This window comes from Pontiella agarivorans (assembly GCF_034531395.1).
GTDB lineage: Bacteria > Verrucomicrobiota > Kiritimatiellia > Kiritimatiellales > Pontiellaceae > Pontiella > Pontiella agarivorans.
The window spans coordinates 416,785-431,391 of the sequence record NZ_JARVCO010000007.1; the positions used below are offsets into that span (position 1 = coordinate 416,785).

12 protein-coding genes are annotated in these 14,607 nt (G+C 54.6%); 7 read left to right on the forward strand and 5 right to left on the reverse strand.

What is annotated here, in order from left to right; genetic code table 11:
* Both P9H32_RS06725 and P9H32_RS06730 read left to right on the forward strand, forming a co-directional pair.
* A complete protein-coding gene (locus P9H32_RS06725) occupies nucleotides 1-645 on the forward strand; it encodes a ferric reductase-like transmembrane domain-containing protein (RefSeq protein ID WP_322608120.1) in 645 nt (214 codons plus the stop codon).
* The gene (locus P9H32_RS06730; RefSeq protein WP_322608121.1) at nucleotides 632-2,407 is read left to right on the forward strand and encodes an FAD-binding protein; all 1,776 of its coding nucleotides are present in this window, start codon (nucleotides 632-634) and stop codon (nucleotides 2,405-2,407) included. The genes P9H32_RS06725 and P9H32_RS06730 overlap by 14 nt, the downstream gene beginning before the upstream one ends.
* An 89-nt stretch (nucleotides 2,408-2,496) precedes the next feature.
* On the opposite strand, the gene P9H32_RS06735 is transcribed toward P9H32_RS06730, so the two are convergent.
* Nucleotides 2,497-3,549 (reverse strand): alpha/beta hydrolase, encoded by a 1,053-nt coding sequence (locus tag P9H32_RS06735; protein ID WP_322608122.1) that lies wholly within the window; start codon nucleotides 3,547-3,549, stop codon nucleotides 2,497-2,499.
* A gap of 260 nt (nucleotides 3,550-3,809) precedes the next feature.
* On the opposite strand from P9H32_RS06735, the gene P9H32_RS06740 reads away from it, so the two are divergent.
* Nucleotides 3,810-4,589 (forward strand): HAD-IIA family hydrolase, encoded by a 780-nt coding sequence (locus tag P9H32_RS06740; protein ID WP_322608123.1) that lies wholly within the window; start codon nucleotides 3,810-3,812, stop codon nucleotides 4,587-4,589.
* Nucleotides 4,590-4,614: 25 nt separating this feature from the next.
* On the opposite strand, the gene P9H32_RS06745 is transcribed toward P9H32_RS06740, so the two are convergent.
* The 3 genes from P9H32_RS06745 to P9H32_RS06755 form a co-directional block, all read right to left on the reverse strand.
* Entirely contained in the window at nucleotides 4,615-5,841 is a 1,227-nt protein-coding gene (locus P9H32_RS06745; protein ID WP_322608124.1) for a SpoIIE family protein phosphatase, read from the reverse strand.
* Between the two features lie 147 nt (nucleotides 5,842-5,988).
* Entirely contained in the window at nucleotides 5,989-6,309 is a 321-nt protein-coding gene (gene sugE, locus P9H32_RS06750; protein ID WP_322608125.1) for a quaternary ammonium compound efflux SMR transporter SugE, read from the reverse strand.
* Nucleotides 6,310-6,875: 566 nt separating this feature from the next.
* The gene (locus tag P9H32_RS06755) at nucleotides 6,876-7,970 is read right to left on the reverse strand and encodes a GntR family transcriptional regulator (protein ID WP_322608126.1); all 1,095 of its coding nucleotides are present in this window, start codon (nucleotides 7,968-7,970) and stop codon (nucleotides 6,876-6,878) included.
* 137 nt (nucleotides 7,971-8,107) lie between these two features.
* Between P9H32_RS06755 and P9H32_RS06760 the strand changes: the two genes are divergently transcribed.
* The 4 genes from P9H32_RS06760 (at nucleotide 8,108) to P9H32_RS06775 (ending at nucleotide 13,604) form a co-directional block, all read left to right on the forward strand.
* Nucleotides 8,108-9,022, forward strand: coding sequence for a carbohydrate kinase family protein (locus tag P9H32_RS06760; protein ID WP_322608127.1), 915 nt, complete (start codon nucleotides 8,108-8,110; stop codon nucleotides 9,020-9,022).
* Nucleotides 9,019-10,767, forward strand: coding sequence for a purine-cytosine permease family protein (locus P9H32_RS06765; RefSeq protein WP_322608128.1), 1,749 nt, complete (start codon nucleotides 9,019-9,021; stop codon nucleotides 10,765-10,767). The genes P9H32_RS06760 and P9H32_RS06765 overlap by 4 nt, the downstream gene beginning before the upstream one ends.
* Before the next feature lie 52 nt (nucleotides 10,768-10,819).
* Complete coding sequence (locus P9H32_RS06770; RefSeq protein WP_322608129.1) at nucleotides 10,820-12,325, forward strand: mannitol dehydrogenase family protein; 1,506 nt, start codon at nucleotides 10,820-10,822, stop codon at nucleotides 12,323-12,325.
* Between the two features lie 70 nt (nucleotides 12,326-12,395).
* On the forward strand, nucleotides 12,396-13,604 hold the full coding sequence (locus P9H32_RS06775) for a carbohydrate porin (protein ID WP_322608130.1): 1,209 nt from the start codon (nucleotides 12,396-12,398) through the stop codon (nucleotides 13,602-13,604).
* Nucleotides 13,605-13,666: 62 nt separating this feature from the next.
* Here the strand turns inward: P9H32_RS06775 and P9H32_RS06780 are convergent, their stop codons facing one another.
* Nucleotides 13,667-14,551: a homocysteine S-methyltransferase family protein gene (locus P9H32_RS06780; protein WP_322608131.1), complete on the reverse strand. Its 885-nt coding sequence runs from the start codon at nucleotides 14,549-14,551 to the stop codon at nucleotides 13,667-13,669.
* Between the last annotated feature and the right edge of the window lie 56 nt (nucleotides 14,552-14,607).

The following is a 14,607-nucleotide window of genomic DNA, read 5'->3' on the forward strand; positions in this document are numbered from 1 at the left end:
ATGAAAAAAATGATATTTCTAACGCTCTATTTTGCTCTATTCGCCGGTGTTCCGGTGCTGCTGGCTCTGGGGCAGGATGTGCCGGTCGGGCATACCTATCAGCAGTGGGTGCTCTTTCTGAGTCTGGCCGGTTTCGGGCTGCTGCTGGGCCTTTTCTGGCTTTCCCGGCTCTATGCCCGCGAGGCCGCGCCCATGAAATTTTCCAGCACGATGCGCTGGCATAAATATATCGGCTATGTGGGCGGCCTGTTCATGCTCGTGCATCCGGTGTTGATGATCGGCCGTCGCTTTCTGGTGGAGGAGTCGAATCCGCTGGAGAATCTTATTCTGATGGTTAAATCGCCGTTAATGCTCACGGGGATCATTGCCTGGTTCCTGCTGCTGCTGATTGTTGCTCTGGCCTTTGTTCGGAAATATTTAAACTATCAGACGTTCCGCATCATTCACGGAATCCTTTCATTGGTGTTTGCCGTCTTTTCAACCTGGCATGTCATCCGGATCGGACGGCACAGCAACCTGGTGATGTCGGTTTTCTGGATCCTGGCGGCCGGGACCGCATGTATCAGCCTGCTGCTGGCCTATCTGCCGGTGCATAAAGCAGCCCCTGTAAAAATTTACGAAGGAGAAACGCATGAACCCGCTTAATACCAAATTTAAACGTCGCGGATTTCTCGGTGCGGTCGGTGGCGGCTGTGCGGTGATCAGTGCCGCCGCTTACGCAAACCGGGAAATGCCGGCCGGCACCGAAGCCCGCCCGCCGATATCGCATGGTGTCGGCCCGTCGGTGAAAAAGAAAAATGCAACCGCAGGAAAGCTGATGCAGGTGACTGCCGATGTGCTGGTGGTCGGCGGCGGTATGGCCGGGGTGTTTGCCGCGGTGAAGGCGCACGACAGCGGGGCACGGGTGGTGCTGGTGGACAAGGGCGCGGTCGGCCGGTCCGGCCAGACCCCGTTTGCCCGCGGTATTTTCCGGTTCGATGAAAAGGACGGAATGAGCAAAGCGGAATACTTAATGAAAACCGCCGAAGCGGCAGAGTATATGAACAACCCGGCTTACACGGAACTGCTGCTCGATCAGTCGGCCGCTGTGGTTGATGAACTGGAATCCTGGGGCTTTTTTGAAGAGGCCACCTATACCAAGGCGATGAACAAACCGCTCAAAGAACGAAAGATCCGGGTCATTGAGCGCGTCATGCTCACTCATCTTCTGGAGAAAGGCGGAAAAGCGGCCGGAGCGATGGGACTTTACATCGATAAAAACGAGTCCATTGCCATTCATGCCAGGAGCGTCATTCTCTGCACCGGAGCCAGCGGATTTAAACCAACCGGCTGGCAGATCGGAGCCCAGACGGCCGATGGGGATGCCATGGCCTACCGTATCGGGGCCGAGATCAGCGGAAAAGAGTGGGTAGACGGACATGGCGGAACCAATTTCGGTCTGGAAGGAAAGCCGATGATCACCGCTTCGAATACCGAGGAAATCCGCGGCATGCTCGGCGTTGAGCAGAATATTGAGGTCGAAAAAAACGGCCCGTCTGTCGGCGGCATGATGGGACCGCCTCGCGGCGGCGGTGAAAAGGGCGCGCACCGCGGCCCGCCGCCCGGCGGCGGCGAATCCGGGGATCGGCGCGGCCCGCCTCCGGACGGGGATAAAATGGCCGGTGGTCCGGGAGGTCCTCCCGGAGGCGGCGGTCATGGCGGCCCGCCGCCCGGAGGAAAAGGAAGCAAGGGACCCATCGTGATCGGCGGGGTTTCGGCGGGGATGTCGAATCATAAGGCGGAAGGGCTGTTTCCTCAGGATGATCAATGTTCTTCCAATATTCCGGGACTCTATGCTGCCGGTGATTCGCTTTGCTCCATGCAGAACGGTGGAATTTATACACAGGTCGGCTCTTCGCTCGCCGGTTCCGCCGCGCAGGGAGCGCTGGCCGGAAAAACTGCGGCGCGTTATGCAGCGACAGTACAGGCGAGCCGGGTGACCGATGAAGATCTGAACCTGATCCGGAGCGATATGTATGCCCCCTATCTGCGGGAACGCGGTTTTTCCCCGCGCTGGGTGACCCAGACCATGCAGAGTGTGATGATTCCGAATTTTATTCTTTATGTTAAAAGCAAAGAACGGCTGCAGGCTGCGCTGACCTATATTGAATATATCCGCGATCATCAGGTTCCGCTGCTGAAAGCGGATGATCTGCATGAGCTGCGCCTCTGTCATGAAACCGCGAATATGGTGCTCAATGCCGAGATGAAACTGCGGGCATCGCTGATGCGAACAGAAAGTCGCGGAAGCCATTACCGTGAAGATTATCCGGAGCGCAACGACGATGAATGGCTCTGCTGGATTAAGATCCGTCAGGATAAAAACGGAAATATGGAAACCGTGAAACATCCGGTTCCTGCAGTCTGATTCTGCTCCTGTGCTCAGGTGGTACCGTTCCGGCCGTTGAAATTTCCAATGGCCGGATTTTTTTCAGGACGGTATCGGGGAGTGCTGCATTATTTAAGATAGCGAAGGACAAACTGAACCATCGCTTCAAAGGGGGCGGAGCGGGAGTCGTAGTCGGCACTGGTGGTCCGGACATAATCAATGTTCAGTTTATCCATGGCTTCAGCCAGATGGATGCCGAAGTCGGGATGATGAATGTTGCCGGGCTGGCGGGTTTTTTCCGAGTGGTAGATGAAGACCGGCGGGTCATCCGCAGTCAGATGATTGATGGGCGAGGCCTCTTTGATCAGCGCATCGAGTTTTTTGTCGACCGGGTCCGTTTCCCAGTTCCAGTCGGCGGGAAGTCCGTAGAACGGTTTTAACGCGGAATCATCGAAGGCGATGCCGGGAATGATTTTCTGTATTACACGCGGATCGTAGGTGGACTGCATACTGAAGGCCAGGGCACAGGTGAGGCGGGTGGACTGTTGTTCAACAGGGTCCTGGCTTTCCGGATTTTTAAGGTCGTCATGAAATGCAAGCCACTGGGCAATGCCGGATCCGGCCGAACCGCCGCCGGCCGCGACCTTTCCGGGATGAATATTCCATGCTCCGGCTTTGGATCGGAGGAACTGGATGGCCCGGGCGCTGTCGTGCATCTGAGCCGGGAAAGGGGCGATCCCGGAAAGACGATAGTTGATCGAGGCCACGGATACGCCGTTGGATAGAAAACCTTCGAGCAGAATCGGGTTGAGGGTCGATTTATCGCCGCTTCGGAATCCGCCGCCGTGAATGAAAACGAAAAGCGGAGCGGGGGTCTGTGATTCCGCCTGCCAGAAATCGAACGTCATGGAATCATATGCTCCGTAGGAAACATCGGAAAAGGTCGGGGTGCGTTTCTGCAGCCGTTTCCGCTGATTATTCTGCGGCTGTTTTTTTATCTGACCGCGAGCGGCCCGCAGTTCGGCCAGAGTTAAAATCCCGTCGTTGTCGGCATCGAGCTCCGGCCGCCGCTCCAGCAGCTTTTTCAGCCGGTCATCATTTGTCGATGTTGGTGCGCTGCGCTGGGCAAATCCCGCTGACACGGTCAGAAGGGCAAAAAATATCGCGGTTTCTTTTTTCATGATTGATGTCCTTTTTCAATAAACGCTGATTTTACGGATTTTAGTGCATCTTCATCATTAACTTAATGAAACCGGTGTTATGTTTATGTCCCCTTCATGGGGAACTTCACCAGCATGAAGGCTTTCTGTTTACTGGTATTGACGGCGCTCATTTCCGGCTGCTGGATTTCCCGGCGGCCGGAATATTTCACGTGTATGATTGCTTTTCCAATGCCTGGAAAAGGGGGTATCGTGTGCAGACTTTTCAATCAGGAGCAATCATGGAAATTCTGCGGAATAAAAAGGCGTTCATTTGCGATATGGACGGGGTGATTTATCACGGTAAAAATCTGCTGCCCGGTGTTGCGGAGTTTGTGAACTGGCTGAAGACGGAGCATAAAAAATTTCTGTTTCTCACGAATAACAGCGCGCTGACCTTGCGTGAGCTGAGCGAAAAACTGGGACGCATGGGGCTGGATGTCGATGAATCCCATTTTTATTCCAGTGCCCGGGCAACGGCGGCTTTTCTGGCCAGCCAGAAGCCGAACGGAACAGCTTATGTGATCGGTGATGCCGGGATCATCAATGCGCTTTATGATGAAGGGTATTCCATCAACGATACCAATCCGGATTATGTGGTGGTGAGCGAAGGCGACAATTATGATTATGCCCGCATCTGCAAAGCCACCCGGCTGGTGAACGAAGGAGCCAAGCTGATCGGTACCAATCCGGATCTCACCGGCCCGGTGGAGGGCGGCGTGCTGATTCCTTCAACCGGGGCGCTGCTGGCGCCGATTGAGCTGGCGACCGGCAGTAAGGCCTATTATGTCGGGAAACCCAATCCGCTGATGATGCGCAATGCGCTGAAAAAGCTGGGGTGTCAGCGTGAAGAGACGGTGATTGTCGGGGACCGTATGGATACGGATATGATCGCGGGTATTGAAGCGGAGATTGCCACCTGCCTTGTGCTGAGCGGAGTCAGTTCGCGCGAGAATGTCAAACAGTTTGCCTATGGTCCGGATTATATTCTCAACGGCGTCGGTGATATTGTGCCGTCATAAAAAATCTGCTGGATGTGCTGCGTATTCAGTATTGAAGTGCATTCAGCGAAAATCCGAGCAGGCAGACATCGTCCCCCAGTTTGCTGCTGCCGGCATGCGCCCGGGCAGCTTCAAGAATCCGGGGAAACAGCGCTTTCAATGTGACCTCGTTTTCACGGATAAGAAGCTCCTGGAGCCGTCGTTCGCCAAACTCCTCGCCGGTTTCATTTTCAGCTTCAACAATGCCGTCGGTATACATCAGCACTTCATCACGGGGCTGAAGCTGAAGGGCGAACGTGCTGTATTCAAAATCGGGAGTGATGGCCAGGGCCGGGCCGGTATCCGATTCGGCGATCGGAAGCGGTTCGGCACTGTGTTCTCCGGGACGGATCAGATAGGGGGCCGGGTGGCCCGCGACCGCCCCGGTCAGTTCGCCGGTGCGTACATCAACAACAAGGCAGCAGGCGGTGGCAAAAAGAAAGGCATCTTCACTTTGTAGCATAGGATGAAGCTGCCGGTTCAGCGTGGTCAGAAATTCGCCGGCGGAGGACAGGTGGGTTGCCAAATGGTCGCTAATGCACCGGATCAGGCCGGTAATTAATGCGGCGCGTACGCCGTGGCCCATCACATCGCAGATCAGCAGCCCGGCGCGGTGGTCGTCGAGCCGATGCACGGCACAGTAGTCGCCGCCGAGTTTATTGTCGGCTTCATAGAAATAGTGGAAATCGAGGAGCGGTTTGCCATCGCCGGAAAGAAAAACCGGATAGTTGTGAGGCAGGAAGGTCTGTTGCAGATGTGCGGCCATCTGGAGGTCGCTGGCAATCTGCTCGTTGGCCTGCCGCAGCAGCGCATTGGTCCGTCGCAGTTCGTTCAATGCGGCTTCGAGTTCTTCCTCTTTCTGTTTCAGTTCGGTGATATCGCGGCCGATACCGATGCATCCGGTAATGTGTCCATCGCGGTCGCGCAAGGGAACTTTGGTGGTGGATACCCATTTCATGTGCCCGTCTTCCCACTCCACATGTTCCTCTTTGGCTTTAAGCGGTTCGCCGGTTTCAAAAATATGCAGTTCATCATTTCGGGCGGTTCGGGCAAACTCTTCCGACAGCAGGTCAAAATCATCTTTTCCGATCGCAGCCTGCGGGTTTTCAAATCCGTTCCACTGGGCGCAGGAGCGGTTCATCAGAATAAAACGGGAATCGCGGTCCTTAAAGAAAATGTTATCCGTCATGTTGTCCAGCAGCTGCTGAAGCAGTTCTGTATTTTCAGGTGTCATATGGCCTCCTGTTTCCATGCCTTCCGAGCGGAAAGCAGTATAGGACGGGCCGCTGGAATGCACAAGAAGAAGGATGGCTGGGAGGTCAGATCCTGTTCCGTGATCCGGTGAAGCGTAAAAAAGCGAAAGCGCAGTTTGGCATAGGGCTTAATGTACCGTTGTCAATTTCAGGCCGATGATGCCGGCAACAATGAATGCAACACTGATCAGCCGGCCTGCATTTGCCGGTTCGCCAAAGAGTATAATTCCGAGAATCACGGTGCCGACTGCGCCAACGCCGACCCAAACCCCATAGGCGGTTCCGACCGGCAGCGTCTTCATGGAAACACTGAGCAGCCACAGGCTGATCAGCATGGTTGAGATGGTCCACAGTGTGGGACCTGGTCGTGTAAAACCCTTTGTGAATTTAAGGCCCACCGCCCATCCCATTTCAAACAGTCCCGCGAGAATCAGGATTGCCCAATTCATAATTTGTCCTTTCTTTTCCCGGGGCCGTCCCCAACGCATTACGGAGCGGTGAGGTCGTCCTCACTTCCATTTTAAATCGACAGATGCGATCGATGAAACGTGGTGTCATAACCGTTAAAGCAGGGCCGGACGTCCACTATGGGATAATCTGTATTTTTCATCCGTTGATTATGACGCAGCGTGTTTCTGTCATAGCTTTGATCGCTTCTATTTCATTTGCAGACAAAATAGAGCTTTTCAACTTCTTTTTTGAGGGGGCTCTGAAAGAGCTGTTTCTTTATCGGGTTTGATTTCAGCCACGATAATTCAGTTACAACTGTTTTACAGTCTCTTTGCTGATAGGTGCGGGAGCTTGATATGGGGAAGACCGGCACGAAAACTTACATGACTGAGAGCAGGCGAATAATTTCACATGAAGATCGGAATGGGGGGCAGTTAAGTTTTTCCACGGGTTGGAAAGCTGAAGTTTTTTGGGCGGGTGAATTTGCTCTTCTACGCTCGCGTGTATTGTTCAAACGGTTTGTGATCCGAGTACGGTTCCGGGAAAATGGGTCAAATCTTGAAAATCAGTCGATGGGGCCGCAGGAGGATTCGCGGATGACGAGCTGACCTCTGAGGGTGACGCGGACGGGCGGGCTGTCGGGGGTTTTGATGCGGTTGATCATTACGCGCGCGGCAACGCGACCGATGTCTTTGGTGGGTTGCCGGTAGGAGGTGAGCGGGACGCTGAGCAGCGAGGCGTATTTTACATCGTCGAAACCGCAGACCTGCATTTCGTGGGGAAGGTCGATTCCGAGATCGAGCAGTGCGCGGAGCAGAGGGGCTGCGGTGGCATCGTTGGCGCAGATAATGCCCTGAACGCCTGCTTTGCGAAGGGCTTTGGCTGCACGTTCCGGCTGATCGGCATCGAGTTCCACATCAAGCAGGGTGTTGGCCCGGTGGCCGGCCTGAACGAGAGCTTCGTGGCTGCCGATGCGGCGCAGCTGCACGGTCACGGCGGGGTAGGTACCGGAGACGAAAGCGAGTTTTTTACAGCCGTTGCCCAGCAGGTGGTTGGCCATAATGTAGCCGGCTTCGATGTTGTCGATGCCGATAAGATCGTAGGGGGTCTGGCGCGGCCAGGGATAGACGTCGCGGTCGAGCAGTACAACGCGGATACTTTCGCGCCCGAGCCGTTTGATGATTTCCAGATTAAATTCCTGCTGTCCGGGGATGTGTTCAATGGGGGTGAAGAAAACCCCGTTTACCCGGGCATCGATAAATTCCTCGGTCATTGTTTCGGCAAAAGCGCGCGGGTCATGTTCACGGCTGAATTCCGAAGACTGGATAATCTGCATTCCGGCTTCAGCGGCGGTCTGAGTGATGCCGGCGCAGATGGGTTCAAAAATCTCGGTTTCATGGATGCGCGGAATGAGGAAGGCGGCGGTGAGGGCGGATTTGCCCGGTGCCAGCACCTGGGTGCCGAATCCGGCGCGGCGCCGGACCAGTTTTTCGTCGGTCAGCAGCTTCAGCGCCTTGGCGACGGTGGGGCGTGAGGCCCCGTATTTTTTTGCCAGATCCTGTTCCGCGGGAAGGAGATCGCCGGGTTTATACGTCTGGTTCCGGATTAAAATACGAATTTTCTCTGATATCTGTAAGTACTTTGGTTTGGAGGGGTTCATGAATAAAATGTCATGTAAATGATAATAATAAGCAATCATATAATTTACAAATAAATGTACAAACCGACATTTCATGAGAGTCTGTGCCTATCAACTCAGGAAAGTCAACAGACCCGAGAGGGATGAAGGAGAGAGCCATGAATAGAACATTTAATGTAGCAGGAATCGGCGAACTGCTCTGGGATGTGTTTCCGGAACATAAGCGCCTGGGCGGCGCACCGGCCAATTTTTCCTGTCATTGCGGCCAATTGGGTGCCAATGCCAAACCGGTAAGCTGTGTGGGAGCGGATCCGCTCGGTAAAGAACTTCGCGAAAGCCTGAAGGAGCTGGGCATGTCGGCGGAGTTTATTTTTGAAAGTGCGGAGTATCCGACCGGCACGGTGGAGGTGGTGCTGAATGAAATGGGTAAACCGACATATCAGATTCATGAAGATGTGGCGTGGGATCATATTCCGTGTCCGGATGCGCTGAAAGATTTTGCGGCCTCGCTGGATGCGGTCTGCTTCGGATCGCTTTCGCAGCGTGCCGGAGAATCGCGCGGCTCGATCCGTTCTTTTATCCGGGAGGTGCCGGATAACGCGCTGAAAATTTATGATGTGAATCTGCGGCAGGCCTTCTTTTCGAAACAGATTGTTTCGGAATCGCTGGAGCTGGCCAATGTGCTGAAGCTCAGTGATGAAGAGCTGCCGGTGCTGGCGGGCTATTTTGATCTGACGGGTGATACCGAAGAACAGCTGACGGCATTGCGCCGCATGTTCAGCCTGAAGCTGATCTTTTTCACCCGCGGGAAAGACGGGAGTCTGCTGCTGAGTGCTCATGAGACGGATGACTGTCCCGGCTGTGAAGGGTTGGCGGTGGATTCCGTGGGGGCCGGCGATTCGGCCACGGCTGCGCTTTGCATGGGCGTGTTGCAGGGGTGGCCGCTGAGCAAAGTAAATCTTTATACCAACGAGGTTTCCACGTTTGTCTGCATGCAGAAAGGGGCTACTCCGGTGCTGCCGGAACGCCTGGTTAATTATGAGCCTGTTACTGAAAGTGAGGAGAGAGCATGAATACACGATTCCAACATCTGGAGAGCGTGAGCGAAGAGCAGCTGCCGGTCTCAAAGCATAAACTGCACGGCTGGGGACATTTTCTCGGCCTCTACGCCGGCGAGCACGTCGCCGCCACCGAGTTTGTCATCGGGGCCACCTTTGTTGCGCTGGGTGCAAAAACCATGGACATTATTCTCGGGCTGCTGATCGGTAATATTCTGGCGATTCTCAGCTGGACGATGATCACCTCACCGATTGCCGTGGATACACGGATGAGCCTTTACAACTATCTGCATAAAATTGCGGGCGATAAAATGACGGCGCTGTACAACTGGGCGAACGTCATCATCTTCACGGTGATATCGGCCGCCATGATCACGGTGTCATCGACGGCGGTGCGGTTTCTGTTCAAAATACCGGCGCAGCTGGCGTGGTATCCCACCAATCCGTGGTTTGTTGTGGTGGTGCTCGCCGTGGGCATCATTGTGGTCTTCGTGGCGATGTACGGTTTCAATGCGGTTTCTGAATTTTCGGGAATCTGTGCGCCTTGGCTGTTTGTCATGTTTACCAGCGGATCGCTGGTGCTGATGCCGGCGCTGTCCAATGCTGTACTGGGCAAAACGGTGCTGGACGGATTCGGTGATTTCATGGCCATCGGCAATCAGTCGATCTGGACCGGTGTGAATGCCGTCGGTGAACCGGGGATCGGCCTGCTGGAAGTGATCGGTTTTGCCTGGGCGGCAAATACCATTACGCATTTCGGCCTGATTGATATGGCGCTGTTCCGCTACGCAAAGAAAAAAGTATACGGCCTCTGCACCAGTTCGGGGATGCTGTTCGGTCATTTCATTGCCTGGATTTCCGCAGGCATCATGGGCGCCGGCACTGCGGTGCTGCTGAAAACAACGATCACCGAGCTTGATCCCGGCGACGTGGCCTACTATGCCCTCGGTCTTTCCGGATTCGTGATTGTGATTATCGCCGGCTGGACGACGGCCAATGCCAATCTCTATCGGGCCGGTCTCGCGGCACAGGCGATTTTCTATAAACACTCCCGCAAAAAAACCACGCTGGCGGTCGGTGTTGTGACGGTGGTTGTGGCGTGTTTTCCGTTTGTATTCACCAAAATGCTTCCGCTGCTGACCTATGCCGGGCTGCTGGTGGTTCCGGTGGGGGCCATTGTGTTTGCCGAGCATGTGATTTTCCCGAAGATCGGATTCACCCGCTACTGGGCGCGATACCGCAAGCTGACCCATAGTACGCCTGCGATCGCCTCGTGGATTGCCGGTCTGGTTTTCGGTTTCGGTCTGAATGCCCTGAATGTAATGTCATTCTACTATCTCTTCATTCCGACCTGGATCTTCACGATTGTGCTCTACACGCTGATGGCGAAAAAATACGGCGCGGCGGAATCCTATCCTGAAGAGGTGGCTGCCGATGAGGTTTATGATGCTGAAGTTGCCGCGTATCAGGATTATCTGGCGGCCCGCACGCCGCAGCCGGTAAAGGATACTTCCGCGCTGACCCGGATTCTGACCTGGGCCTCGATCATCAGTCTCGTCATTACCATGGTTCTGGCCTGCATCACCATGTGGGGCAGTCCGGATATGGAAACGTATGATGTGAATCGCGCGGTCTTCTACCGCTACGGCTTCATCTGCACCATCGTATATTTCGTGCTGGCCTACTGGGCGATGCGCCGCAAGAAAGCCTCGGTAGAGGAGCCGGTCATTGCTGCGGATCCCGAGGCCGTCGTTTCATAAGGAATTAAAAATGGAGGGACAACGTCCCTCCGGAAACTCTGAGGAGAGTGACATGAATAAATCCATTAAACTGAACCAGGAAAACCTTCCGCTGCTGGCGGATAAAATGATCATCCCGACCTACGACCGCAGTAAAATGAAAGCCGGTATCGTACACGTCGGTGTCGGCGGATTCCACCGCTCCCACGAAGCGTATTATACCGGATCGCTTATGAATGAATCCGATGCACTGGACTGGGGCATCTGCGGCGTCGGGCTGCGGGAATCGGACCGGAAAATGCGGGATATTCTCAAGGAGCAGGATTTTCTGTATACCCTGATGTTCAAGCATCCCGACGGCACTGTCAAAGCCCGCGTCATCGGTTCGATCATCGACTTTATGCTGAGTGTGGATGACCCGATGGCGGTGATCGACCGCATGGCGCATGAGGACACCAAAATCGTATCGCTGACGATCACGGAGGGCGGTTATAATTTTCATCCCGCCACCGGCGAATTTATGTTCGATAATCCGGATGTGCAGCACGATCTGGCTCATCCGGAAGCCCCTCGGCTGGTGTTCGGCTATCTGACTGCCGCACTGAAAAAACGGCGTGATTCCGGGCGTCCGCCGTTTACCGTTCAGTCGTGCGATAATGTGCAGCACAACGGCGATATGACCAAAAAAATGCTGCTGGCTTTCGCCGGCCGGCTGGATCCTGAGCTGGCGGAATGGATCGAAGCCAACGTCTGTTTTCCGAATGCCATGGTGGACCGCATCACACCGGTTACCACGGCATCCGATATTGAATATCTCCGGACTGAATTCGGGGTGCGCGGAGCATGGCCGGTTACCTGCGAGCCGTTTTGTCAGTGGGTAATCGAGGATAACTTTTCCAGCGGCCGTCCGGCCTGGGAAAAAGTCGGTGCGCAGTTTGTTCCGGACGTCACGCCGTATGAAAAAATGAAGATTCGGCTGCTGAATGCCGGGCACTCCGTGCTCGGTCTGCTCGGTTCGATTCATGGTCATGAAACGATCGACGGTGCCGTTACGGATCCGCTGTTCGCTAAATATCTTCGGGCATTTATGGATGTGGAAGCCACGCCGGTGCTGGATGAAGTCGAGGGCATTAATCTTGATGACTACAAGGACAGCCTGATCGAACGTTTCGGCAATCCGAATATCAAAGACAGCCTGGCGCGCATCTGTCTGGAAAGCTCGGCCAAACTGCCGAAGTTTCTGATTGCAACCATCAATGAAAACCTCGCGGCCGGCGGCAGTATTGATTATGCCACGCTGGTGATTGCCGCCTGGTGTTATTACAGCGACAAAGGTCTCAGCCGTCACGGCGTGGAGCTGGATATTGTGGATGAAATGAAAGACGAGCTGCATCTGGCGGCGATGGGAACGGAAGATGATGTACTTTCGTTCCTGAGACTGGAACCGATCTTCGGGGATCTGATCAACAACGAACGCTTCACCCAAACCTATGCGGCCATGGTGCAGGCGCTTTACGAAGATCCTGACATTGCCCGGCTGATGACGCAGATTCTGGCCGAAGAGCAACAGACGGTCTGACGAAAATATACCTTATCAAAACCCGGGGTGCGGCAGCATCCCGGTGCAGTTGAAAACCGGAGGAGAAACCATGAAAAAATCAGTGTTGCTATTGAGTGCCGCAGTTTCGGCGAGTGCCGTTGCTGAACAGGGTCCGCAGGAAAAAGCCTGGTATCAGGAAGACCGGCTGTTTGATCGGTATGAAAGTATGGAAGCCTCGGGGATCTCGCCGTTTCTATACTTTGATTCGATTTATGCGGCGAATGTCGACGGCGGTGTTGATACGGCTGATAACTATACGGCCCAGACTTATGCCGGTGTCGATCTCGATCTGGAAAAGCTGATCGGCTGGGATAACACCACCATGAAAATTTCCATGGTTAATCGTTCGGGGAACGGTATTGCCAACGATGTCGGCGGAATTTATGACCCGATGTGCATCAATGGCGGGCCCGACGGGCAGGTGACCTGGCTCTATCAGGTCTGGATCGAAAAAATGTTCGGTGAAAACCTGGCGGTGAAATTCGGACGCACGTCGATGGATGAGGATTTTGCGGATAATGGGCTGAATCGATATGCTCTCAGTACGGCCATCAACGGACCGATCCGTTCGATGATGCTGGAGAGTCCTCAAATTTATTCTTTTCCGCTGGCGCTGTGGGGCGGTCGGTTGAAATATACACTGAATGAAAATCATCAGTTCCAGCTTGGTGCGTATCAGATTAACGCTTCCATCTGGGATGATTATGTGCCGGGAACTGACTGGAGCTGGCGCAGCGATGACGGGGTCACTTTCATGGCGCAGTATGACTGGACGCCCGCCGTTTTTGAGCGCCCGTCCCGCTTCTATCTCGGGATTGCCGATTCGGTGTATGAATATGATGATTTTGACGGCGGCGAAACCTCCAATCTGCTGCGTTTTTACGGTCACGCGGAGGTTGAAGTGGTCGAAAACCTTCGGCTCTTTGCCTTCGGCGCCTACACCACGCAGGATGAAACCGCCAAGGTTCCGCTTCAGCTCAGCGGCGGGGCGAACTGGAAGGGGCTGATTCCCGGCCGTGAAAATGATCACACCATGTGCTTTGTGACCTATGGCCAGATCAGCGATGAATATGGCGAGTATGTGACGCTGGACGATGTGGATGCCGAAATGGTCTATGAATTCGGCCACCGTATTCAGATTATCCCGAGTTTCTATATTCAGCCGTCCGTGCAGTATATCGTGGATCCCGGCGGCGGGACCAACGGCGATGTGGATAACGCCCTTGTGCTCGGGGCCTGGGTTGGTGCGGCGTTTTAAAAAATCTCTCCTGAACAACCAAGCGGTTCCAGCCATTGGAAATTTCCAATGGCTGGAATTTTTTATATGAGTGTTTTCAGGTGTTCGCCCGTGGTTCCGCAGCATCCGCCGAGCATCTGGATGCCGGGATTACGGTGGAGATCGAGCATGCGTTCGGCCCAGTCTTCGACGGAGTCGGATTTCAGGGAAGGAGAGGCATCGAGTTCGGCGTGGCTGAGCGATGAGGCGTTGGCCTGGATGGAAATCATGCGTCCGGCGGCATTTCCGGAAAGTTCCGAGGCCTGGAGAAAGGCCGGATAGCAGCAGTTGACGCCGTAGCCGGTCGGGGAACGCTGCGTGGCTGAATCGATCGTTTCAATGGCCTGTTCGAGCGAGGTGCCGTCAAGGATACGGCCGTCTTTACCGATCACAAAACTGATGAGATATGGGCGGCCCGTTGCGGCCATGGCCTGTGCGATGCCGAGCGCCTCGCCGACATCCGGCAGGGTGACGGCATAGAGAAAATCGGCTTGAGTCAGCCGTTCGATCTGCCAGGCATGGAAATCGAAAGCTTCCCCGGTGCTCAGCGCTTCTTCCGGTTTGTAGCAGTCGTTTTTACAGCCGATCTGTCCGGCGATGAGGACGTTGGCATATTCCTGTTTGAATTCCATTTCAAATGCAACGGCCCGGTTATTCAGATCCTCTGAAATGTTATTTTCGGCGCTGCGGAGCCGGTCGAGCCGCCAGGTCGGTGTGCCCAGAACAATCGGCAGTCCGGCGGTTCGGGCAATGGCGATATATTCGCGAACAAATCCGCGAAGGATTTCACGCCCTTCCAATGATTGGATGAGCAGGGAGGTGGCCAGCCGCGGATGAATGTGTTCGGGATGCGCACGGCGCACCCGTTCGGCAATGGCGGCTTCCATCAGAAGTTTCGGCTCGGTCTGGAGGATCTGTTCAGCGTTCATAACGGTACTAAAGCAGAAAAAGCGCCCCGGGCGGGACGCTTTTCTGGTGTGATTTA

What these genes read in the sequence shown, in the direction of transcription:
- P9H32_RS06740 (WP_322608123.1), top strand. Translation starts at nt 3,810, where the DNA reads ATGGAAATTCTGCGGAATAAAAAGGCGTTCATTTGCGATATGGACGGG.
- P9H32_RS06725 (WP_322608120.1), top strand. Translation starts at nt 1, where the DNA reads ATGAAAAAAATGATATTTCTAACGCTCTATTTTGCTCTATTCGCCGGT.
- P9H32_RS06775 (WP_322608130.1), top strand. Translation starts at nt 12,396, where the DNA reads ATGAAAAAATCAGTGTTGCTATTGAGTGCCGCAGTTTCGGCGAGTGCC.
- P9H32_RS06770 (WP_322608129.1), top strand. Translation starts at nt 10,820, where the DNA reads ATGAATAAATCCATTAAACTGAACCAGGAAAACCTTCCGCTGCTGGCG.
- P9H32_RS06760 (WP_322608127.1), top strand. Translation starts at nt 8,108, where the DNA reads ATGAATAGAACATTTAATGTAGCAGGAATCGGCGAACTGCTCTGGGAT.
- P9H32_RS06730 (WP_322608121.1), top strand. Translation starts at nt 632, where the DNA reads ATGAACCCGCTTAATACCAAATTTAAACGTCGCGGATTTCTCGGTGCG.
- P9H32_RS06755 (WP_322608126.1), bottom strand. Translation starts at nt 7,970, where the DNA reads ATGAACCCCTCCAAACCAAAGTACTTACAGATATCAGAGAAAATTCGT.
- P9H32_RS06780 (WP_322608131.1), bottom strand. Translation starts at nt 14,551, where the DNA reads ATGAACGCTGAACAGATCCTCCAGACCGAGCCGAAACTTCTGATGGAA.
- P9H32_RS06735 (WP_322608122.1), bottom strand. Translation starts at nt 3,549, where the DNA reads ATGAAAAAAGAAACCGCGATATTTTTTGCCCTTCTGACCGTGTCAGCG.
- P9H32_RS06765 (WP_322608128.1), top strand. Translation starts at nt 9,019, where the DNA reads ATGAATACACGATTCCAACATCTGGAGAGCGTGAGCGAAGAGCAGCTG.
- sugE (WP_322608125.1), bottom strand. Translation starts at nt 6,309, where the DNA reads ATGAATTGGGCAATCCTGATTCTCGCGGGACTGTTTGAAATGGGATGG.
- P9H32_RS06745 (WP_322608124.1), bottom strand. Translation starts at nt 5,841, where the DNA reads ATGACACCTGAAAATACAGAACTGCTTCAGCAGCTGCTGGACAACATG.